At 30.3% G+C, this 23505-nt stretch carries 16 protein-coding genes; 8 read left to right on the top strand and 8 right to left on the bottom strand.

From position 1 onward, the window contains the following. Nucleotides 1-133: 133 nt before the first annotated feature. The 6 genes from mgtE to codA form a co-directional block, all read right to left on the bottom strand. On the bottom strand, nt 134-1468 hold the full coding sequence (gene mgtE / locus DY168_RS03190) for a magnesium transporter (RefSeq protein WP_115640450.1): 1335 nt from the start codon (nt 1466-1468) through the stop codon (nt 134-136). Between the two features lie 457 nt (nt 1469-1925). Next, complete coding sequence (locus DY168_RS03185; RefSeq protein WP_115640449.1) at nt 1926-3392, bottom strand: amino acid permease; 1467 nt, start codon at nt 3390-3392, stop codon at nt 1926-1928. Between the two features lie 112 nt (nt 3393-3504). Further along, complete coding sequence (locus DY168_RS03180; RefSeq protein ID WP_115640448.1) at nt 3505-4872, bottom strand: sodium-dependent transporter; 1368 nt, start codon at nt 4870-4872, stop codon at nt 3505-3507. Nucleotides 4873-5215: 343 nt separating this feature from the next. Continuing rightward, the gene (locus DY168_RS03175) at nt 5216-5929 is read right to left on the bottom strand and encodes a M48 family metallopeptidase (protein ID WP_115640447.1); all 714 of its coding nucleotides are present in this window, start codon (nt 5927-5929) and stop codon (nt 5216-5218) included. Nucleotides 5930-6023: 94 nt separating this feature from the next. Continuing rightward, nucleotides 6024-7829: a thioredoxin domain-containing protein gene (locus DY168_RS03170; RefSeq protein ID WP_115640446.1), complete on the bottom strand. Its 1806-nt coding sequence runs from the start codon at nt 7827-7829 to the stop codon at nt 6024-6026. 152 nt (nt 7830-7981) lie between these two features. Continuing rightward, nucleotides 7982-9244, bottom strand: coding sequence for a cytosine deaminase (codA, locus tag DY168_RS03165; protein WP_115640445.1), 1263 nt, complete (start codon nt 9242-9244; stop codon nt 7982-7984). 254 nt (nt 9245-9498) lie between these two features. Here codA and DY168_RS03160 point away from each other — a divergent pair, with 254 nt between their 5' ends. Both DY168_RS03160 and DY168_RS03155 read left to right on the top strand, forming a co-directional pair. Then, nucleotides 9499-10254 carry a creatininase gene (locus tag DY168_RS03160; protein ID WP_115640444.1) on the top strand — a complete coding sequence of 252 codons (756 nt, stop codon included), beginning with the start codon at nt 9499-9501 and terminating at the stop codon, nt 10252-10254. 27 nt (nt 10255-10281) lie between these two features. Then, nucleotides 10282-11190: a DMT family transporter gene (locus tag DY168_RS03155; protein WP_115640443.1), complete on the top strand. Its 909-nt coding sequence runs from the start codon at nt 10282-10284 to the stop codon at nt 11188-11190. A 160-nt stretch (nt 11191-11350) separates the two neighbouring features. Here DY168_RS03155 and DY168_RS03150 read toward each other — a convergent pair whose 3' ends face one another. Continuing rightward, nucleotides 11351-12556 carry a PucR family transcriptional regulator gene (locus DY168_RS03150; RefSeq protein ID WP_115640442.1) on the bottom strand — a complete coding sequence of 402 codons (1206 nt, stop codon included), beginning with the start codon at nt 12554-12556 and terminating at the stop codon, nt 11351-11353. A gap of 522 nt (nt 12557-13078) precedes the next feature. Here DY168_RS03150 and adhE point away from each other — a divergent pair. Then, nucleotides 13079-15709 (top strand): bifunctional acetaldehyde-CoA/alcohol dehydrogenase, encoded by a 2631-nt coding sequence (gene adhE, locus DY168_RS03145; protein ID WP_115640441.1) that lies wholly within the window; start codon nt 13079-13081, stop codon nt 15707-15709. A gap of 71 nt (nt 15710-15780) precedes the next feature. Here the strand turns inward: adhE and DY168_RS03140 are convergent, their stop codons facing one another. Further along, nucleotides 15781-18996 carry a DEAD/DEAH box helicase gene (locus tag DY168_RS03140; RefSeq protein WP_115642395.1) on the bottom strand — a complete coding sequence of 1072 codons (3216 nt, stop codon included), beginning with the start codon at nt 18994-18996 and terminating at the stop codon, nt 15781-15783. 111 nt (nt 18997-19107) lie between these two features. On the opposite strand from DY168_RS03140, the gene yfcE reads away from it, so the two are divergent. The 5 genes from yfcE to DY168_RS03115 all read left to right on the top strand — a co-directional run bounded on the left by yfcE (nt 19108) and on the right by DY168_RS03115 (nt 23416). Next, nucleotides 19108-19662 (top strand): phosphodiesterase, encoded by a 555-nt coding sequence (yfcE, locus tag DY168_RS03135; protein WP_115640440.1) that lies wholly within the window; start codon nt 19108-19110, stop codon nt 19660-19662. Between the two features lie 243 nt (nt 19663-19905). Beyond that, nucleotides 19906-20292, top strand: coding sequence for a YbaN family protein (locus DY168_RS03130; RefSeq protein ID WP_115640439.1), 387 nt, complete (start codon nt 19906-19908; stop codon nt 20290-20292). Beyond that, on the top strand, nt 20279-20488 hold the full coding sequence (locus tag DY168_RS03125) for a hypothetical protein (RefSeq protein ID WP_115640438.1): 210 nt from the start codon (nt 20279-20281) through the stop codon (nt 20486-20488). The genes DY168_RS03130 and DY168_RS03125 overlap by 14 nt, the downstream gene beginning before the upstream one ends. A gap of 384 nt (nt 20489-20872) precedes the next feature. Then, on the top strand, nt 20873-22552 hold the full coding sequence (locus DY168_RS03120) for a 2-oxoacid:acceptor oxidoreductase subunit alpha (RefSeq protein ID WP_115640437.1): 1680 nt from the start codon (nt 20873-20875) through the stop codon (nt 22550-22552). Next, the gene (locus DY168_RS03115; protein WP_115640436.1) at nt 22553-23416 is read left to right on the top strand and encodes a 2-oxoacid:ferredoxin oxidoreductase subunit beta; all 864 of its coding nucleotides are present in this window, start codon (nt 22553-22555) and stop codon (nt 23414-23416) included. It begins immediately after the preceding gene. Nucleotides 23417-23505: the final 89 nt, after the last annotated feature.

The raw sequence follows: 23505 nt of genomic DNA, 5'->3' as shown, positions 1-23505 counted from the left end.
GTAACGACCCCATACTCTTCAAGGTGGGGTATTACGGCTGCTAAGCGCCTTTATAAGTTCTTCTAAGACTCATATGGAGATATGTATTCCTTATAAGCAAACTCCACCCGAGTCTAAGAATCACTTAATCTTTCTAAATTCCAAGAAGCATTGTTGCTGTAGCAAAGTATAACATTAAAACCAACGCATCTACAATAGTTGTTATAAGTGGACTTGCCATTATAGCTGGATCCACTTTAAGTTTCTTTGCTATCATAGGTAATAGTCCTCCTACAGCTTTTGCAATAACTACAGTAAAAAACAAAGTTGAACATACAGTTACAGCCACATAGAAATCCACCTTTTCTAAGAAATAAATTCTTAAAAAGTTTACAACCGCTAATGTAGATCCTACAACAAGACTTACTCTAAATTCCTTGAATAATACCTTAGGCCAATCCTTAAGCTTTATATCTCCAAGTGCAAGACCTCTTATTACCAAAGTTGAAGATTGTGACCCTGCATTTCCACCAGTATCCATAAGCATAGGAATAAATGCCGTTAAAATAACCACTGCTTGAAGTACATCTTCATATTTTTTAATTATGCTTCCAGTAAAAGTAGCAGATATCATAAGTACTAATAGCCAAACAATTCTATGCTTTGCTAAAGAAAAAATACTTGTATCCAAATAATCATCTTCTGAAGGCTCCATAGCAGCCATCTTATAGAAGTCTTCTGTTGTCTCTTCTTCTATAATATCTAAAATATCATCTATTGTAATTATACCAACTAACCTATCTTCATTATCTGTTACTGGAACAGCTAAAAGATCGTACTTTTTGAATAATAAGGCAACCGTCTCTTGGTCATCGTGAGTATTTACATACTTCACATCTTTATCCATTATGTTTTCTATTATTTCATTTTCATCACTTAATATAATTTGTCTTAACAATACCACACCCTCAAGTTTTCTTCCCTTTGATGTGACATAGCAAGTATCGATAGTTTCCCTATCAATTCCAATCTTTTTAATTCTAGATATAGCTTCTTTCACTGTCATATTCTTTTTAAGGTCTACATATTCTATAGTCATTATGCTTCCAGCAGAATTCTCAGGATAATTCAAAAAGAAGTTAATTCTCTTTCTTGTTTCATCATCTGTATTTCTTAGTACCTTTTTAACAACATTCGCTGGTAGTTCCTCAACAAAATCCACAGTATCATCTAGGTATAAGTCTTCTACTAAAGATTGAACTTCCTTATCTGTTATAGATTCAATTATAAATTGTTGCTCTTTTTGGCTGATATAAGAAAATACTTCTGCTGCAATATCCTTTGGTAATATCCTAAATATTATGAGTTTTTTCTCCTCTGGAATTTCCTCAAATATTTGAGCTATATCCACCACATTCATTTCAGTGAACTTTTCTCTTAATGTTTCTATTCTTTCCTTATCTAAGTAGCCAAATAATAAATTTTTCATAGCCAAACCTCCTTAGTAAGTTCGACCTTATTTTCATACCACATAAAAAATAATGATTGCTCAATTATAATCAAAACACACTAATACATTGTTTTAAGTGAACTTATTATAACTCATATTATTAGTAAGAAAATGGCCTAACATTACATTGCTTATATTTAATTTTGTCCTATACCCGCTAGGGTAATCATCCACGACCACCATCTCACTTTCTCTTTTTTATAGATTTAATCCTTAAAACAATTAAAACTTACATATTGTATGTAAGAATTGCTTTTAAAATGATCATATTATTAATTATATCAGAAAATCAGTTAAACATACATGTAAATATTCTATCTTAGCAACCTTATATCCTTTACATTCATAACTAATTTATTTTACTTTGATTAAGTATAAAAAAACGCCTTAAAGATGAAACATCTTAAAAACGCTAGTTTTTGCTTACTTCTAATACCTAAGCTATCTTTTTATCCTCTGGTACATCAAAAGGTGAATTGTCACTCTTTCTTTTTGCAATTATAGGAAGTATAAATCCAAGCCCTATTAGTATAAAAGGTGTAAGTAGATTTAAGGTTATTTGGAATTTCCATTCCCTTGAAAATGGTGTAACACCTTTCGGGAACATGCCCATTATACATGCAAATACTGTAAATACAAAGCACCATAACCCTACTATAAATCCTTTATTTTTACTCTTTATAAACTTATAACCTGAATGAAATTTACCATCTACGGATTTCTTTAAGGCCATATATGCAAGGAATACCCATAGATACCTAAGTGGCATTACTATTGAATTAAGGTCTAATAACCAATTAAATAAGGTATTCATATCACCTATTCCTATAGCTGGTAGTATTATTAGTATACTTACCAATACAGCCGTTAGCTTATATCCATTAATTGGTGTCCCTATGTCATTTATTTTAGCTAATTTTTCTGGGACATATCTTTTGTCAGAATCTGCAAGTAAAACCTTAAGTGGTGCATCAATAGAAAATACTAATGATGATATTTGCGCTGCCATATTAGCTAAAGCATATATTACAAGCAGTATATTACCAAGTCCATAATATTCTCCAAGCATTTTAAATGCATAATATTGACCATTCATTTTTAAATCTTTTGGAATATTATTAGCATCAAACATCATTCCCATAGCTAAAGAACCAAGTATTGCTGATACACCAACCATAGCTGCTAATACTATCATGCCTTTAGGGAACTCTTTTGATGGATTTTTAGTATTGTTTACATAAGGAGATATCTTTTCACATCCCCCCACTGCAAATACCAACATAGATATAGTTGTAAAATATGCGAAATTAAACTCTGGAATAAATGTTTTAAATGTTAAATTTTCAGTAGCAGGTTTCATACCTCTAAGTGCTGGAGCTGCTATTACAAGTAGTATGTAAAGTATAGACATTACAAATATTGACGTACCAGCTATAGTACCTATCTTTTTTAATGAGTTAATTCCTCTTGATGCAACCCACAAAAATATAAAAAATAATATAAGTGTAATAGATTGTAGAATCATAGGATTAACTGATTTAATTCTAGTTCCATCTTGAAATATTGCCCAGCTTAAAGCTATTAGTATGGACTGAGGCTTTTGTGCCAAATATGGTATATGAACTACCCAGTAAGTCCACCCTGCAAAATATGCTAGAGTAGGTCCCATAGTAGACCTTATCCAAGATGAAACTCCCGCTTTTCCATCTTTAAATGTAGATCCAAGTTCTCCTACCATTAATACATAGGGTACAAAATAAATTGAGATCATAATTAGCCATGAAAAAACAACTTTTAAACCTTGGTTTGCAAAATTATTTACAACATTACCAAATCCCCAAATCATAACAAAGCCCATTAAAGAAAGGTTATACCACCTAAGCTTTTTTGATTCATCCTCCATAAATATAGCCGCCTTTCAAATTTTGTACACTTTTTTTGCGTATATGTTTAAACTTCTACTTTAATAAAAAGTTTTTAATTATTATCTCTATATAATCTTTAGTACATCAGAACTATTTTATTATTCCTATTGAATAAAAGAATATTAACAACAAAAATATAGGAGATATGTATCTTATAACAAAGTAATATAATTTTATTAGTTTTATATTGTTTAACTCACCTTTATTTGAAAGTTCATCTATTATACTCTGCTTTTTGCTGTAGTATCCTACAAGTATTAGTATTAAAAACCCACCTATAGGCATAAGTATGTTAGATGATAAATAATCAAAAATATCAAAAATTCCTTTTCCGAATATAGTTATTCCACCCAAAAGCCCTTGACTATCTGCAGATAATGTAGCAAAAACACCTATACCAATTATAATTAAAGCATTTATTATAACAGCTTTTTTTCTACTCATAGACTTTTCTTCTGTGTAGTATGCAATCAATACTTCTAGCATAGACATCATAGCCGTTGTTGCAGCTATAGAACTTAATACAAAAAATGCCACTAACATAACCTGACCAAAAGGTATCTTTGAAAAAACTAAAGGTATTGTTAGAAATAGTAACCCAGGTCCTGCCTCTGGTTTTAATCCAAAAGAAAATACTGCTGGAAAAATAGCAATTCCAGCTAATATAGAAACTAATGTATCCGATAAAGCTACCTTTAATGAAGTACCTATCATATTATTATCTTCTCTAAAATAACTACTATATGTAACCATAGTACCTACCCCAAGAGATAATTTAAAAAAAGAAAGCCCCAATGCCACTAAAAATGCATCTTTAGTAAGCAATGAAAAATTAGGTTTAAACAAAAATTCTAAACCTTCTGAGGCATTAGGAAGCATTAACGCCCTTATATCACAGATAATTATTAACACAAATAATAAAGGCATAAGAGTTTTAGTCACCTTTTCTATTCCTTCACCTACACCTAAATATATTATTGTAGATACTACCACAACCACAAGTACTTGCCATAAGATAGGTTCTATAGGTCCTATAATAGTATTTTTAAATGCAATATTTGCAATATCACCATTTATATTCTTAAAATCTCCTTTAATAGATTTAAATACATAAGAATATACCCATCCACCTACGGAACTATAAAAGAATAAAATCAAGTAGGCAGTTACTACACCTATTATCCCCATATGTTGCCAATTTGATTCTCCCTTAATAGTTTTTATAGCACCCACTATATTCTTTTTTGTTTTCCTACCAATGTAAAACTCACTTATCATAATAGGTAATCCAACTAAAAGGATACAGCAAAGATAAACTATTAAAAATGCTCCCCCTCCATTACTACCTATTAAATAAGGGAATTTCCATATATTTCCTAGACCTACTGCCGAACTTAAAGTGGCAAAAAATATTGCCATACCCGATGAAAATGACTCTCTATTATTTAAATCTTTCATTTTTTATCTCCCTCCAGTGTTTTCACCTTATAATTTAATACAAAAAAAGTACCACGTATAAAATGCAGGAGTTTTATCCGTAGCACAATCTATATCACAGTTATTACACCATATCCTTTAAATATAAAGTTGAATAATTATACTTATTATTTATATATTCTATTAGTAAATTCATAATTATACAACTAAGTTTAATCTTATTTGACTAAATGTAACTGTTTACACCACCAATTGTTTGTTTTTTTCTTTAATTATTGATGAAATTCACATTTAAAATTAATAGAGATTTTTTTGATATTTTTTTTTACTTTATAGATACTTATTTTAAATGAAGGAGATCTTTTTATAGCGTTAATTTATGTCCATTTATTTTAAGCCACTGCTTCTCTTCTTTGTAACTTGGCATTATAGACTCTACAAGATTCCAAAAATTTTTAGAATGATCTTTATGAACTATATGACACATTTCATGCAAGATAACATAGTCTACAGCCTTAGGCCTTGCCATTACACATCTCCAGTTAAATAGTAATCTGTTATCATAGGTACAGCTACCCCACCTCTTCTTTTGTTCCTTAACCACTATGTCCTTTGGTATTTTATTAAGACTATTTTCATACTGCTTTATACTGCCTAAGATATAATTTAAAGCTTCCTTTCTATACCAAAGTTCCAAACCCTTTTTTATATCATCCTTATTGTTTTCCTTAAAGTTAACTACAATACATCCTTCTTCTATATATACCCCTGGCTTTTGACTTAAATAATATTCACATATTATAAGATCATATTCTATTCCAAGATATAAAAGCTTCTCACCATTAATGAACTCTCTATTTGTAGGTTTATAATCTATAGTTTTGAAGTTATTTAGATATTTTAATATCCAGTCTCCCTTTTCTGTGAGTCTTTCTACAATCTTATATTTAGGTAACCTTATAGGAGCTCTTACTGTTATTTTATCTGGAGGTTCTATACTTATCTCCATAGTCTTCCTATTGCTATATATTATTTTATATTCTATCTTTTCATCTTTATATCTAAAACTTTCCTTCATGTTCCCCTACCCCTATATAATTTTCTATTTTGGAGCTACCCTATAATAACTGGATATCTAGCTGTTAACTTACAATACATTGAGCTTTTCCAAGTTATTTTAAATTAAAATCACTATATAATAAAGCCTCCAAAGTCTTTGCATGAGCTCTAGGTATTTTATTTATTGAATTACCAAACACTTTAAATATGCTTTCTGCTTCATCTTTTAATTTTGTATCTCCTGTAATTTTGAAAAGTCTTAACATATTCATAGCTGCTACCCCATTTCCTGAAGGTATGGCTCCGTCATAAATATCCTTAGGTCTTAATATAAGCTTCTCACTATCTCTCCCATATAAGAATAATCCACCCTTTTCTTCGTCTAGGAATAATTGCATCATATCCTTGTTTAACTCTAAAGACTTTTCTATATAAGAATAATCTTTTGTTACTTCATAAACCTCAATAAGTGCCCAAATAATAAAAGCATAATCATCTAAGTAAGCAAGGTATCGTGATTCACCATCCCTAAATCTTGCAAGGAGTCTTCCATCCTCTCTTTGAAGTTTAATAAATACAAATTCTAATGCTTTAATAGATGCATCTTTGTACTTTTCTTCATTAAGTATCCTACCAGCCTTTGCAAATGCTGCAATCATAAGTCCATTCCAAGATGTTAATATCTTATCATCCTTATGTGGATGAATTCTTTTTTCTCTATAGTCAAAAAGTTTTCTTCTTATATTCTCCAATTTATCCTTTAAACTATTCTTATCTAAATCCTTTAATTCTTCTCCAATTAAGTTTGGTATATTACTACCTTCAAAGTTTCCTTCTCTTTGTATACCGTAGTAATTAATAAATAAATCCGCCTCTTCCCTATTTAAAACCTTGTATAGTTCTGTAAAGTCCCATAGATAAAACTTCCCTTCAACCCCCTGTGAATCTGCATCTTCTCCACAATAAAACCCGCCTTCTTTTGATGTCATATCCCTTAATATATAGGTAAGTATCTTTTCTGCTACTTCCTTATATATATTATCTTTAGTTATTTCATAGGTTTCTATATAAGCCATAGCTAAAAGAGCGTTATCATAAAGCATCTTTTCAAAATGAGGTACTAACCACTTTTCATCCACAGAATATCTAGAAAATCCAAAGCCTATGTGATCAAATATACCACCTTTGTACATACTCTTTAATGTAATTTCAACCATTTCTAAAGCTCTTTTTTCTCTTGTAGCTTTATAATAACTTAAAAGATAAGATAAGTTATGAGGGCTAGGAAACTTAGGCGCCTTACTAAATCCACCAAATACATCATCAAAAGAATTTAAGAAACTTTGAAATCCTTCATTAAGGATATCTTTTGAAATATTAGAACTATCACCATAACCATCCTCATTTAAAGTTCTAACTACCTGATCTGCTGTGGTTAATACATGGTCTTTGTTACTTACCCAAACATTATTTATACTATCTAAAATTTCTATAAACCCTGTTTGGTTATATTTAGAAGTCTTAGGGAAATAAGTACCTGCATAAAAAGGCTTTTTATCTTTAGTTAAAAATAAGTTAAGAGGCCATCCTCCCCCTCCTGTCATAGCCTGGCATACTGACATATATACACTATCTATGTCCGGCCTTTCTTCTCTGTCAACTTTTATACAAATAAAATAATTATTCAATATATTTGCTACTTCTTCATCTTCAAAGGATTCATGAGCCATAACATGACACCAATGACAAGTGCTATATCCTATACTTAAAAATATAGGTTTATCCTCTGTTCGAGCCTTTTCAAAAGCTTCTTCGCTCCATCCATACCACTCTACAGGATTATAAGCGTGCTGAAGTAAATAAGGTGATTTTTCATTTATTAGCCTATTAGTCTTTTTATTTATTCCATCACTTAACATTGTGTATCCCTTCTTTCAATGTTTTATTGTATATATTAATAAAATCAATTATTTAATATGTAGATTAAAACTGACTTTTTCATAAGTTTATTATAACCTAAAAAGCTACTAGATATTATCCAATAGCTTTTTACGTTATTTTTATAAAAATATTATTTTAATAAAGAAATACTTGTGTTAATAACTTCTGGTGCTCTTTTAAATAGGAATTCTCCCTTTCTAACGGAACAATTAACTCCTACTCTTTCAAGTATTGCATCAAATTCATTTTTTGCATTTAGCGCTATAAAGTTGGCATCCTTCCCTACTTCTATACCATATTTATCTTGTATATGTAGAGTCTTTGCACCATTTACTGTGATTAAATCTAGTGCATTATTAATCTCTTCAACAGACATCATATGACAAATGTGAATTCCAGCATCTAAAATATTCATTAAGTTTCCGTTTCCTAATGGATACCATGGATCTGAAATTGAATCCTGTGCAAAACAAACATTCATTCCTGCATCATTTAATTCTTTAACTCTTGTAAGTCCTCTTCTCTTTGGATATGTGTCATACCTTCCTTGCAAATGTATATTTTCAGTTGGGCATGATATAAAGTTAATTTTTGATAACTTCAAAAGTTTAAATAACTTAAATGCATATGCATTATTGTATGAACCCATAGCACAAGTATGACTTGCTGTTGTAAGCTCCCCAATTCCATTCATATAAGACTCTGCAGCTAAAAGCTCAACAAATCTTGATTGTTCGTCGTCTGTTTCATCACAATGAACATCAATTAACTTATTGTATTTAATAGCAAGCTCTACAGTTTTCTTAACTGATTTTTCTCCCATTTCTCTTGTAAATTCAAAGTGAGGTATAGCACCTACTACATCAGCACCCATTTTTAATGCTTCTTCTACTAATTTATCTCCATCTTTATATGAATACATACCTTCTTGTGGAAATGCTATAATTTGTATATCAACAAGATCCTTTACTTCTTCTTTAAGTTCCATCATTGCTCTTAAACCAGTAAGTTTAGGATCTGTTACATCAACATGGGTTCTAAGATATTGTGTTCCATATAAGATCTCTTTTTTAAGCGCTACTCTTGCACGTCCTTTTATTTCCTCTGTTGTCATGTTTCCTTTTGTTTCAGACCATCTTTGAATACCTTCAAAAAGAGTTCCTGTTCCATTGCTTGCACCAGGCATACGAGCTGTATATACGTAATCTAAATGAATATGTGGATCAACATAAGGCGGAATAACAAGATTTCCTTCTAGGTCGAAGCTTTCCACATCTTTATACTTTTCTGAAATATTTGAACCTATTTCCTTATATACCCCATCTTCAACTAATAAATCAACTAATGTTTCATTTCCTTTTAATCTAGCATTTTTAAATAAAATGGATTTCATTTAATAATCTCCCTTCAGTCTTTACTATTTAATTTTTTACTATTAAAATTAGCAATAGGGGAAGTTTAACACGAAAACATAAACTAGTCATTGTACTAAATATACAATAATATTTTAATATCACTGTGCATTAAAAGAACATACTTTTGTGAGTTTCTTTGTATTTTTGGTACATTGTATGTACTATATACCCAGAGTATAATAAATATTGCTTTCAAAAAATATTATTAAACATATAAAAAGGAGACGTTATTATGTATGAAAATTTTAAAATGTCAAATATGACTTGGCAGGAATTCGCAAAGAAAAAGGATGATGTGATTATCTTACCAATAGGTGCTACAGAGCAGCATGGTCCTCATTTACCTACTTGTGTAGATGCTGTACTTGCAGAAGGATTTGCTTATCGCATAGCTGAAAAAGTAAACGGAGTAGTTGCTCCAACTCTTTCTTATGGTTATAAGTCAAAACCATTAAGTGGTGGTGGCCCATTATTCCCTGGAACTATTGATTTAAATGGAGCTACATTACAAGCTTTAGTAATGGATATACTTGATGAGTTTGTTCGTGATGGATTTACAAAAATCTTTATTTTAAGTGCCCACTTTGAAAATGAAGCCTTTGTTGTAGAAGCTATGGATTTATGTTCTGCAAAGTATGGTGATAAAGTTCAAATTCTTCTTACTAACTGGTGGGATCCAATGTCACCTCATGTAATTGATGAGGTATTTAATGAAGTACCATTCCCAGGTTGGGCTTTAGAGCATGCTGCTGTTACAGAAACTTCACTTATGATGTATTTTGCACCAGAGCTTGTTAGAGAAGATCAAATTTTAGACACAAAAAATGCTAGCCCAGCAACTTACTATAGATATCCTATAGAAAAGGGTATTGTTCCTGAAACTGGTATATTAGCATCCGCTAAATCATCTTCAGCCGAAAAAGGAAAGATAATTGTAGATAATGTTATTCCAAATATTTTAAAAATAATGGATGAAGCTTTTAAATAATTTTATACGGAAAGAAGTAATTATAATATGAAAACAAAAGGAATAATTCTAACAATGCTATCTTCTATTACATTTGGATTTGCATTTACTCTTGGACCTATGACCTATGGCGCTGGGGGAAGTAATCCTGTAACCTTAACCTTTCTTCGGAACTTTTTAAGCTTACCTTTTTTATTACTTATTGTATTATTTTTAAAAGTTGATTTAAAAGTAACAAAAGCACAGCTTAAAAACTTAGTAATACTAGGGTTTATAGGTAATTCTATAACAACTCTTATGTTAAATATAGCTTTTGCTAATATAGACGTAGGCATAGTAACCCCAATACATTTTACTTATCCAATGTTTGTAACACTTGCTTGTGTCATATTCTTCCATGAGAAATTAAGCAAACAAAAGATAATAGCATTAATTATAGCTATGTCCGGTATAGGTTGCTTTTTCTTTTCAGCTCTTAATTCTGCATCATTTAATTCTAGTACGTTGATTGGATTAGTTTTAGCAGTAGCTTCAGGAATGTTCTATGCATTCTATATTATATTTATGGATAAGAGTGGTTTAAAAAGTGAATCTCCATTTAAAATTACATTTTATGTGGCATTAGCTTCAAGTATAGGTATGTTTTTATATGGTAATATTACAAGTCAACTTGTTTTATCTACATTAACACCTAAGTCTTGGGCTATATCTACAATATTTGCATTTTTATGCACAGTTGTTGCTTTATCCTTATTACAGGTTGGTATAAACCATATTGGAGCAAGTGAAGCAGCGGTTATAAGCACATTTGAACCTATAACTAGTGTTATTTTTGGGGCACTTTTACTAGGAGAGAAAATAACATTAATAAAAATCATTGCTTGTTTATTAATTTTTGCTGGAGTTTTAATATTGTCATTTTCTAAAGACAATGACAAAGGAAAAACCTTAGCCTAATATATTCATTTATTAAATTCATTTTATTAACTTAAAAAGATTCTGTATCAAAACTTTATTTTGATACAGAATCTTTTTAAGTTTCCATATGTTAACTTCTATTAGAGGATACCCTATGTATGAATATTTATAATCTTTTAATACTTATATTTATCTCATTTTATATATGACTTTTTAAGTTAAGAAATTCATAAATTAATATACTATTAAAAAGTTCTAGATCCGTCATGGCATCATCTAAATCTCTTTTTAGTAGATCCTTCATTGTAGACAATCTATAAAGCAATGTGTTTCTATGAATAAAAAGTTCTTGAGATGTCTTTAATAAATGTCTATTATTTTTAAAATAACATTTTAAAGTTCCTATTAGATCCATACCGTGTTTTTCATCATATTGTAAAATAGGTCCTAAATTTTCATAACAATACTTTTCAATATCACGAACATCATCTAATTCAATAAGTAACCTTATAATACCTAGTTCTTCATACCTTATAATCCTTGAATCCTTGTTATATATATGTAACATAGATAAGGCTTTAAATGCTTCCTTGTAACTCGTCTTTATTTCTGATTTTGATCCTCTTATTCGACTAAAACTTAAACTAATTTCAGCATTAGGGTATTTTGCGCTTACAAAATTAAATACAGCTTCAACAGAATCTGATGACTTTTTTGCTTCCTCATAATCATTCGCAAATATTAGTCCCGTCATATGATTAGCACATTCCATAGGTATTAAGGTGTAATTCTCCTCATTTAGACCTTCCACCAAAGAGCGGACTATATACTTGCTTACATCCTCCATGTCATCAGAAGTATTAAGTAACTCCTCCATCTTGAATATACAAATGTAGTAAAATGGTCTCAATTTTATATTATAAAATTCTGCTAATGTTTGAATGTCTTCGTCTTGTTTACTCGGTGATAAAATAAGAGATTCAAGAAAATGTTTTGCATTCTTTGATTCTTCTCTTTTTTGTTCTATCTTTAAAAATATTTCTTGTATAATATCAATTAACTTAACATCCCATGGAATTGTAAAAAGTGGTAAATTCTCTTCATTAGCCCTATTTATGATTATCTTTGATATACTCTTTCTATCCTTATCGTTAATTAAGACCACAACACCAGAAAGTTTCTTTTCAATACTCTCTTCTAATAACATCAAAAGACTATCATCATCTTCTTCAAATCCCATATAGGTAACAAACAATAATTCCCCTCCATGAACCCACTTTGAAATAGATTCTGTCATTCTTGTATAAGGCCAAGAAATCTCACGATTTAACCCACCCTCTCCAGCTAATAGCACTGACTTTGAAAAATGTTTAAGTTGAAATAGGTCTCTGCAGCAAAGAGTCATAAAATCGCTCCTTCTTATTTCTAAATTAAGTATTTTATCTTATAATTATCTAAAATTTAAATGTTATCCTCCTATTTAATTACATTAGTATATTTTAGCACTATTTTTTGGTATTATAAAGGATATATTGTAAAAAGTAATTATAAAGTGGTTACACGCAATGAATGAAGGGAAATTATTGAAATAATTTATGATATTCCTTTTTCATAAATTTAAATAACTTTTAAAAGAATATAAAAATAGTAAAAGGACAAAATACATAGGATATTAAATAATAGAAGTTTTCAAATATCACAATAGAGATGCAGGAAATATATTAAATATAATTCAATGACAACGTTTCAAATTTCATATTTTCATAATTAAGTACCCTTGTTTTTAGCTTTTTAATAATATTCCGAAATATGCTGAAAAAAGTTTGACAAAAATTAAACAATCTATTAAAATGAGTCCATAAGAAACTTGATAAAAAATTAACAATTAAGAATTGAAAATTTTTATATAATTCTAGGAGGAATAATTATGTTAGTAACAAACTCAAAGGAATTAACAGAGAGAATTAGACAGTTAAGAGAAGCCCAAAAGTTATTTGCCACATACACCCAAGAAGAGGTAGATGAGATATTTAGACAAGCTGCTATGGCCGCAAACAACGCAAGAATTAAACTAGCTAAAATGACTGTAGAAGAGACTGGTATGGGTATTGTTGAAGATAAAGTTATAAAGAACCACTTTGCAGCAGAATATATATATAACAAATATAAAGATATGAAAACCTGTGGTGTTATAGACAAAGATAATACCTTCGGTATTACTAAAGTGGCTGAACCTATTGGAGTTATAGCTGCCATTGTTCCAACTACTAACCCAACATCAACAGCAATATTTAAAACATTAATAGCATTAAAAACAAGAAATGCTATAATCATAAGTCCTCATCCAAGAGCAAAAAAATCTACAATTGAAGCTGCTAAAATAGTTTTAGATGCAGCAGTTAAAGCTGGTGCACCAGAAGGAATAATAGCATGGATAGATGAGCCTTCCGTTGAATTATCACAAAATGTAATGCGTGAATCAGATATAATCCTAGCTACTGGCGGACCTGCCATGGTTAAGTCCGCATATTCATCAGGTAGACCAGCTTTAGGTGTTGGTGCCGGAAATACCCCAGCTATAATTGATGAAACAGCTCACATAAAAATGGCTGTAAACTCAATATTACTCTCTAAAACCTTCGATAATGGTGTAATCTGTGCTTCAGAGCAAAGTATAGTTGTTATGGATTCAGTTTATGAGGAAGTAAAAAAAGAGTTATCCCTAAGAGGAGCTTATATATTAAAAGGTGAAGAAGTTGATAAGGTTAGAAAAATAATCTTAAATGATAAAGGTGGATTAAATGCCGATATCGTTGGACAATCAGCCTTTAAAATAGCTGAAATGGCTGGAGTTTCTGTACCAAAGGTTGCAAAAGTATTGGTTGGAGAAGTAGACTCAGTGGAACTTGAAGAGCCATTCTCACACGAGAAGTTGTCACCAGTACTTGCAATGTACAAAGTAAAATCATTTGACGAATCTTTAACAAAGGCTGCTAGACTAGTAGAATTAGGTGGATTCGGTCATACTTCTATACTTTATACAGATCAAGTTAAGTCAACGGATAGAATTACCCAGTTTGGAGCTGCCATGAAAACTGCTAGAACATTAATAAATATGCCTGCATCACAAGGAGCAATTGGAGATATATATAACTTTAAGTTAGCTCCATCTTTAACACTTGGTTGCGGATCTTGGGGTGGAAACTCTGTTTCAGAAAATGTTGGCCCTAAACACTTAATTAACATAAAAAGTGTTGCTGAGAGGAGAGAAAATATGCTTTGGTTTAGAGTTCCCGAAAAAACTTACTTTAAATATGGATGTTTACCTATAGCTCTACAAGAGCTACATGATTTAAATAAAAAGAAGGTATTTATAGTTACAGATAAGGTATTATTCGACTTAGGATATACTCATAAGGTTACTGATATATTAGATGAAAATAAAATAGACTACAAAATCTTCTCAGATGTTGAACCAGACCCAACACTTAAAACTGCAAAAAAAGGTGCTGAAGAAATGTTAAGCTTCAAACCTGATGTGATACTTTCATTAGGTGGAGGCTCACCAATGGATGCAGCTAAAATTATGTGGGTAATGTATGAACACCCAGAGATTAGATTTGAAGATCTTGCTATGAGATTTATGGATATAAGAAAAAGAGTTTATAAATTCCCAGTTATGGGTGAGAAGGCAATGATGGTTGCTGTGCCAACATCAGCTGGAACTGGTTCAGAAGTAACTCCATTCGCAGTTATAACTGATGAAGAAACAGGTATTAAGTATCCATTAGCGGACTATGAATTAACTCCTGATATGGCTATAGTAGATGCAGAACTCATGATGAGTATGCCAAAAGGATTAACAGCATCTTCAGGTGTAGACGCATTAACACATTCCCTAGAAGCTTACGTATCAGTACTTGCATCAGAATATACTAATGGTATGGCTTTAGAATCCATAAGATTAATATTCAAATACTTACCAGATGCTTATAATGAAGGAACAACTAATATTAAGGCTAGAGAAAAGATGGCTCATGCTTCCTCCATGGCTGGTATGGCTTTTGCGAATTCATTCTTAGGAGTCTGCCACTCAATGGCACATAAATTAGGTGCATTCCATCATATACCACATGGCATTGCTAATGCATTACTAATAAACGAAGTAATTAAGTTTAATGCTACAGATGCTCCTGTTAAGCAAGCAGCCTTCCCTCAATATAAATACCCAAATGCTGCATGGAGATATGCAAGGGTAGCTGATTACCTAGGTCTTGGAGGAAATACTATAGATGAAAAGGTTCAGTTGTTAATTAAAGCTATAGATGAACTAAAATCTAAGGTTAACATGCCTAAAACTATAGCAGAGGCTGGGGTATCATCACAAAAGTTCTATGCTACCCTTGACGACATGGTTGAGCAAGCCTTTGATGACCAGTGTACAGGTGCTAACCCAAGATATCCACTAATGAGCGAAATTAAGCAAATGTACGTAGATGTATTTGAAGGAATAACATCTGACACTAAAGGACCCAAAAATACAACTAAAAAAAAGTAACATTAAAGTTTAAATAAAAATGGCTAAGCTACATAGCTTTTTAAATCCACTTGTAGCTTAGCCTTTTCTTTTTACTTAAATAATCCTAATAATTCTTCTTCATTTAGACCTGAAAATCCTTCTCCTCTAGAAGATTCATCCCCTATAAATTCTGATATAAGTCTTTTCTTTTCTTCTTGCAATGAAAGAATCTTTTCTTCTATAGTTCCTTTAGCTATTATCTTTATTACCTCTACCACGTTCTTTTGTCCTATTCTGTGAGCTCTATCTGTAGCTTGTTCTTCTACTGCTGGATTCCACCAAGGATCAAAATGAATTACAGTATCAGCCGAAGTTAAATTAAGTCCCGTGCCCCCAGCTTTTAAGCTTATTAAAAATATAGGGTTCCTTCCTTCATTAAAACTATTTACTAATTCTATTCTCTTTTCTGAAGATATAGATCCATCAAGATAGTTAAAGTCTATGCCTTCTGCTTTTATTCTCTTACCTATGTTTTTAAGCACTGTAGTAAATTGTGAAAATATAAGTATTCTATGACCTTCTTCTATGCTCCCTTGAATCAACTCTAATAAGGCTATAAGCTTTCCACTATCACCAACATAATCACTAATTAGTACTGTTGGATCTAAGCACAGTTGCCTTAGTTTTGTTATATAAGATAGTATCTCTATTTTACTATTTTTAAATTCATCATCCTTTACCTTTTTTTCTATTAACTGAACTACATAATCAGCATAAGCCTTATAGACCTTTTTTTGCTCTTCTTCTAGGTTAACTAATAGCACCTTTTCTATCTTTTGTGGTAATTCTTTTAAGACTTCGCTCTTTTTTCTTCTAAGAATAAATGGTTTTATTAGCCTATTTAAATCCTCTAAGACTTCTGGTTCTTCCTTAAGCCTTTTAAGGTATCTCACGCTAAATCTTTTCTCATCATAAAGATATCCTGGCATTATAAAGTCAAATATTGACCATAGATCCATAAGAGAATTTTCTAATGGAGTACCTGATAACGCAAATCTTGTCCTTGCGTTTATACTCTTTGAAGCTATGGAATTTTGAGAATTATAATTTTTTATATTTTGAGCTTCATCTAATATGCAATAATCAAATTCTAAATTACAAAAAATGTCTATATCTCTTTTTAATAAATTATATGTAGTTATTAGAACATCCACATCTTCTATATTTTCTAAAATAGATTCCCTCTCTTCTTTGGGTCCATTAACAGCCACAACTTTTAGATTTGGTGCAAACTTATGAAATTCATTTATCCAGTTATAAATTAATGATGTAGGTGCTACAATTAATGATTTACTTCCCTTATTAGATAATAAAAACACGATAATTTGAATAGTTTTACCAAGACCCATTTCATCAGCTAAAATCCCTCCAAATCCTAAGTAATCTAAAGTTTTAAGCCAGTTATAACCTATCTTTTGATATTCTCTAAGTGTTCCCTTTAATTCAAATGGCACATTAAACGTTAACTTTTCTATGTGTTTAAGTTTATCTTTTACCTTCTTTAATTCACCCTTTCCCTTTATATATCTAATATTATTTTCTTCTATATAACTATGCAAAAATACCGCTTTATTCTTAGATATTTGAATATGGTTCCCCTCTACATTAAAAGAAGATACTGAATCTAAAAGCTTTAAGAACTTATTAAGTTCTAGTTCCTGTAAATCTAGGTACTCCCCACTTTCTAATTTATAATATTTAAGATTATCCCTAAATGATCTTATTATATCCATAGTTTCTTTAGATGATATATCTCCTATATTAAAGTCCATATCAAAATAATCATATTTACCTGAACTAATTTGTGCATTTATGCCTTTAGTTCCTATATCTTTTAGACCCTTGAAATTTTCAGAGTAATAAACTTCGCCTATTTTTTGAAGCCTTTCTATATCATTTTTAAAAAAGTTAAATATATAATCATCATCTTTTAAAAAATGAAATACTCCCTTTACTTCTTCAAATCCTAAAGCTTTAATAATTCCAATTGTCTCCTCTTCCTTTTTAATTGCTCTATATATAACCTTTTCCGTAAAGTCCTTAAAAATATTAAATTCAAAGGCTCCATACCTTACTTTAACCTTTAGTGTTATAATTTCATCTTTCCTATCAAAATAAAAATTAAATTTGCAACAATCAATTACAATCTTTTCTTGTATAGAATTTGATAATGAAACCATAGGTGATAATGAATTAAGATCTGGAATTAGCCTTCTTAATATGGTCTCTTCTTCAGATATTGGTATGGTTACAATTTTAGCCTTACTAAATATATCAAAATAAGGCCTTATCTTATAACAAAATTCAAAGCTTGGAAGATATACATTTGTACCATATAATAAAACTTCATTTTTAGAATCTAAAATTCTAGGCATACCTTCAGTGACTTTCAATGTGTAATTACCTTTAGAATCTTTTAATTCAAATCTTATTTCAGGGTCCTCTATTATAATTTCTGTTTCCACTGGTCTTGAAAAAAATCCTTCGTTTAAATACACCCTATGATTTTTTATTATATAAAAAAGTTCCCGAACCATGTATTCTGGAATATTTATATACTTTACATCTATATTTTTCTCCCTACTACTCTTAAAACCCTTAGTATTTTTATCTAAAGTCCAAAGATTTTCTATAAAATCTATAAGCCTTTTGTCTTTTACATTTAATTTTTGAGTCTTTTTATGAAATGTGAAGGTTTTACTATAAATCACTGGAAAGTTATTATAGTAAGCTAGTAAAAATTGATTAACATCCTTTAACACATTAAGATCACTTGATCTTGCAAATTTACTACCTATTTTAAATTCAACCTTTATACCATTACTCCACTGATCTTTATTAATATAAACCTCTATTTTAATTTCTTCTTTATCTTTTTCATCACCTAAAAGTATATCTAAAACGCCACTTTTATCTTTATATAAACTATCCAAAAGAGGATGCTCTGTATTTAAAGCCTTAAGAGTTTGTAAGCTTTTAAGCGCCTTGTAAAATGTTGCCACTAAATGTTTACAACAATAATTTTCTTTTTTAAATTCATTTTTTTCATAATCAGCACAACTACAAAATGTAGACAAAATACTCTTGTTTTTTGCATTTATTTCAATTATAGTCTTATACTTATTAAAAAGGCTTTCAGAAATAACCCTACCATCTACACAAATTAAGTTTTCCTCACTTATTATGTCTATAGAAGAAACTAAATCATTATCTATAATTCTCTCACCTTTAATATGATTTTTCCCACTGGTTCCCTCATTAAACATTTGTAACAACTCGTATTTTTTCAATGTTTTCTCTCCTTAAATCATATCTTATAATACTTATTTTGCTATAATTATAACATAACCTATAAAATACAAAGGAGACTTATTAAAATGAAGTTGTTTTTTATATCAGATATTCATGGTTCTGCCTATTATTTAGAAAAAGCTTTAGAAGTCTTTGAAACGGAAAAAGCCGACTACTTAATTATCCTTGGTGATCAACTATATCATGGAGCTAGAAATCCACTTCCTAGAGATTATGATCCTAAAAAGGTTACCTCAATTTTAAACTCCTATACTGATAAAATTATAGCTGTAAGAGGTAACTGTGAAAGTGAAGTAGATCAAATGGTACTAAATTATCCAACTATGAGTGATTATTCTATAATTCTATATAATAATAAGAGACTATTTTTAACTCATGGTCATATTTTTAACAAGAATAATATTCCGAATTTAAGTGCTGGAGATGCCCTAATATACGGTCATACTCATGTACCTTTAGCGGAAAACTTAAATAACATTTTTGTATTAAATCCTGGTTCTATTACATTTCCAAAGGAAGATACCCCTCATTGTTACGGTATTTTACATGAAAACATGTTTAAAATCAAAACCTTAGATGGACAAATATTCAAAGAAATAGATCTTAAAATCCTTTTATAATGTATCCATTACTTTATTAATTAAGTCATAATAAAATATTCTAGTAAAAATAAAACTTTACTAGGATACCCTTCCAAACTCTTTTAAATTACACTAATAACCCTTATGAATCTCTTTGACAACCTTATATCAATCTCTTGTTAATGATAATGACTTTAATCCTCTGTTGAAAATAAGTATCATCAATGTTACTATATTAACATATATACTAATTATAAAATATAATCATTCAGGAGGTTAACGATGTTAAAAAAGGTTTTATTCATACTGTTAGGTTTCATATCCTTATTCCTTGCTTTTGTAGGCGCAATATTACCTTTACTACCTACATTTCCATTTTTATTATTATGCTCTTTTTGTTTCATAAAGGGATCCTCAAAAATCAATTATTGGTTTGAAAATACTAAAATATATAAAAAACACTTGAAAGACTTTAAGTTAAGTAACGGAATGACCTTAAAATCAAAGTTGTTTATCTTAATTCCTGTATATGCAATTTTAATTACTTTATTTTTTACTAAACCCATATTACCAATGCAAATTACTATAGTTATCCTATTAATTATAAAGACCTTAGTATTTATAAAGATTAAAACTATTAAGGGGGCCGTACCTAATGATGGTAGATAAAAGACTTTTAAACCTATGTGAAGATTCTAAAAGATACATTATGCTTACAGTACTTATGAATTGGATATCTCTAGCTTGTAATATCTTCATAATATTTACATTAGGAAACTTTATTGATTTAATATATAAAAAAGAATCACTTCCCTTATCCTTTCAGCATTTAATATCTAATTTTAAGTATAAAATTAAGCAATAAATATTATATAATCTATTAATATTTCATATTAATAGTACAGATTGATTATGTAACTTATACAGATATACTATATTTGAATATTTATATCTGTATATCTATTTAAATTAAAATATAATTTTAAAATCAAAATGTACACATGGATCACATATCTCCTAAAACCTTTATCTAAGCTTTATATATCTTCTATTATACAATTCACAGCATAAGTTGTTTCATATAATAATATTATTACCAGCAACTTTTACTCTATACACCACTCTAATTCAATAATAATTACTTTTAATTGATAGTCATTATTGACACAATGAGTAATAAGGTCTATTATATATTTATAGTAAAAATTATATAACAGATTGCAAAATTTATGAAACGAGGTGTTTAATTTTGAAATTTAATATATTAGTTGGTGGTACAGCAGGACAAGGTATGGATACGATTAGTGACTTTATAGAAAAGTTGCTTTTCAAAAAAGGATTTTACGTGTTTTCTAATAAAGACTATATGTCAAGAGTTAGAGGTGGACACAATTTTACACAGGTTCGTTTTGGTGATGAACCAATTTATACACATACAACTTCCATAGATTTAATAATTGCTTTAGATAAAGATACTATAGATACTCATTTAAATAATCTTGAAGATAATGGCATAATTATAACAGATGAAAAAATAGAACATGATGATAAGAGAGTTAAGACGTTTCCACTTATGAAGCTTGCTAAAGATGCAGGCCTCACAAGGGCCTTTGGATCTGTGGCTGCTGGTATTGTTGTAAAATATTTTGGGATATCAAATGAAGGTGTATCTGACATCTTTAGTAAGAAGTTTACAGATGAAATAAGAAAAATAAATGTGGATGCTTTTAATAAGGGTTACAACTTAGTAGATAGCACCTATGATTTAAAAGAAGGACATCTAAAAGATAACATGCTTATAAATGGCAATACCTCAATAGCTCTTGGAGCTTTAGCTGGTGGACTTTCCTATTATGCGGCTTATCCTATGACTCCTGCCACAAGTATAATGACCTACCTTTCTAAAAAACAAGTAGAAGCAGGAATCGTAGTTGATCAAGTTGAAGATGAAATAGCAGCTATTAATGCAGCTATAGGAGCCTCTTATGCTGGTGCTAGATCTATGACCGGTTCATCTGGTGGTGGTTTCTCACTTATGGTAGAAGCTTTAGGTCTTGCAGGTATTATGGAAACTCCTCTAGTTGTAGTAGACTCACAAAGACCAGGCCCTGCTACAGGACTTCCTACTAGAACTGAACAAAGTGATTTAAGCTTCTTACTTACAGCTTCTCATGGTGAATTCCCAAGGATGGTTATAGCTGTTAGAAACCCTGAAGATGCTTTTTATCAAACTTTTAGAGCCTTAAACTTAGCAGATAAATATCAAACTGTAGTTTTATTATTAACAGATCAATATCTAGCAGATTATAATATTACTGTTCCAAAGTTTGATCTTCAATCACTTAAAATAGAACGACATATATCAATATCAGATGTATTAACTGATGGCGAAGAATACCAAAGGTATAAGCTAACTGAAAATGGAATATCTCCAAGGTTTATCCCTGGAAAGGTTAAAGGACAGATAGTTCTAGTTGATAGTGATGAGCACACTGAAGATTCCCATATAACTGAAGAATCTGATGTAAGAAATGAACAAATGCAAAAAAGGATGAAAAAGCTAGATTTAATTAAAGAAGATTTAATTGAACCTGAATACTTTGGGGTAGAAACTCCTGATACATTATTACTAGGCTGGGGCTCAACTTATGGTGCTTTAAAAGAAGCTGTAGATATGCTTAATAAAGATGGTTTCAATGTTGGCGCTCTTAGCTTTGGAGATATATCCCCCCTACCTCAAAATTTGCTAGCTAAGTATTCTAAAGATGCTAAAACATTAATAAATGTTGAACAAAACTTTACAGGACAACTAGGTAAATTTATAACTCAAGAAACAGGATTAATTATGAATAAAAGTATCCTCAAATACGATGGAAGACAATTAAATTCTATAGAAATATATGATGCAGTAAAAAGGGAGGCGCTTTAAATGTTAGATATAAAGCTTTATAACACTAAAGATGAAAATACATGGTGCCCTGGTTGTGGTAACTTTAACATACTAGATGCTATAAAGAGAGCCGCTGCAGAGCTTGACATAGCTCCTGATCAATTAGTAATGGTTTCCGGTATAGGACAAGCTGCAAAGACACCTCATTATATAAGAGCCAATGGATTTAATGGTCTGCACGGAAGAGCTCTTCCTCCAGCTCAAGCTATAAAATTAGTTAATAAAGATTTAAATGTTGTAGTTACTGGTGGTGATGGTGATGCTTATGGAGAAGGTGGAAATCACTTCTTGCATGCACAAAGAAGAAATGTGGATATAGTTCAATTAGTTCACGATAATCAAATTTATGGATTAACTAAAGGTCAGGGATCACCTACAACTGCTTTAGGTCAAAAGACTTCTATGCAATTTGAAGGTGTTAATATATATCCTTTAAATCCACTAGCAGTAGCAATAAGTGCTGGAGCGACCTTTGTAGCTAGAGCATTCTCTGGAGATAAGGATAAGCTTGTAGAAATTATAAAAGCTGCTATGAATCATAAAGGATATGCTTTAATAGATATACTTCAACCTTGTGTAACATTTAATAAAGTAAATACCTTTAAGTGGTATAAAGATAGACTTTATTATTTAGATGAATCCCATGATCCAAGTAATAAGCTTTCAGCATTTGAGAAGGCATCTCAATTTGGAGATGAAGGGATTCCAGGTGGTATAATCTATCAGGAAAAAGGTAAAGCCACTTACGGAGAACTTCATCCTGTATTAAATTCAGGAATATCATTAGTAGATAGAACATGGGAACCTAAAAATGCAGATAAGTTCCTTAATGAATTCATGTAAATTATATAACTTATTAATTAAAACCTCGCCTTAAGTGGTGAGGTTTTTTTATAGTGTAACCATTCATAAATACATGAATAATATATTAA

It is taken from the genome of Clostridium putrefaciens (assembly GCF_900461105.1).
GTDB lineage: Bacteria > Bacillota > Clostridia > Clostridiales > Clostridiaceae > Clostridium_L > Clostridium_L putrefaciens.
This window is presented reverse-complemented; position numbering and strand designations above follow the sequence as displayed.

Excerpts from the sequence above, each read along its gene's own strand:
- DY168_RS03185 (WP_115640449.1), bottom strand. The coding sequence starts at position 3,392 with ATGGAGGATGAATCAAAAAAGCTTAGGTGGTATAACCTTTCTTTAATG.
- DY168_RS03140 (WP_115642395.1), bottom strand. The coding sequence starts at position 18,996 with ATGTTTAATGAGGGAACCAGTGGGAAAAATCATATTAAAGGTGAGAGA.
- DY168_RS03160 (WP_115640444.1), top strand. The coding sequence starts at position 9,499 with ATGTATGAAAATTTTAAAATGTCAAATATGACTTGGCAGGAATTCGCA.
- DY168_RS03125 (WP_115640438.1), top strand. The coding sequence starts at position 20,279 with ATGATGGTAGATAAAAGACTTTTAAACCTATGTGAAGATTCTAAAAGA.
- DY168_RS03155 (WP_115640443.1), top strand. The coding sequence starts at position 10,282 with ATGAAAACAAAAGGAATAATTCTAACAATGCTATCTTCTATTACATTT.
- DY168_RS03115 (WP_115640436.1), top strand. The coding sequence starts at position 22,553 with ATGTTAGATATAAAGCTTTATAACACTAAAGATGAAAATACATGGTGC.
- codA (WP_115640445.1), bottom strand. The coding sequence starts at position 9,244 with ATGAAATCCATTTTATTTAAAAATGCTAGATTAAAAGGAAATGAAACA.
- DY168_RS03150 (WP_115640442.1), bottom strand. The coding sequence starts at position 12,556 with ATGACTCTTTGCTGCAGAGACCTATTTCAACTTAAACATTTTTCAAAG.
- DY168_RS03130 (WP_115640439.1), top strand. The coding sequence starts at position 19,906 with ATGTTAAAAAAGGTTTTATTCATACTGTTAGGTTTCATATCCTTATTC.
- mgtE (WP_115640450.1), bottom strand. The coding sequence starts at position 1,468 with ATGAAAAATTTATTATTTGGCTACTTAGATAAGGAAAGAATAGAAACA.
- DY168_RS03180 (WP_115640448.1), bottom strand. The coding sequence starts at position 4,872 with ATGAAAGATTTAAATAATAGAGAGTCATTTTCATCGGGTATGGCAATA.
- DY168_RS03175 (WP_115640447.1), bottom strand. The coding sequence starts at position 5,929 with ATGAAGGAAAGTTTTAGATATAAAGATGAAAAGATAGAATATAAAATA.
- adhE (WP_115640441.1), top strand. The coding sequence starts at position 13,079 with ATGTTAGTAACAAACTCAAAGGAATTAACAGAGAGAATTAGACAGTTA.
- yfcE (WP_115640440.1), top strand. The coding sequence starts at position 19,108 with ATGAAGTTGTTTTTTATATCAGATATTCATGGTTCTGCCTATTATTTA.
- DY168_RS03170 (WP_115640446.1), bottom strand. The coding sequence starts at position 7,829 with ATGTTAAGTGATGGAATAAATAAAAAGACTAATAGGCTAATAAATGAA.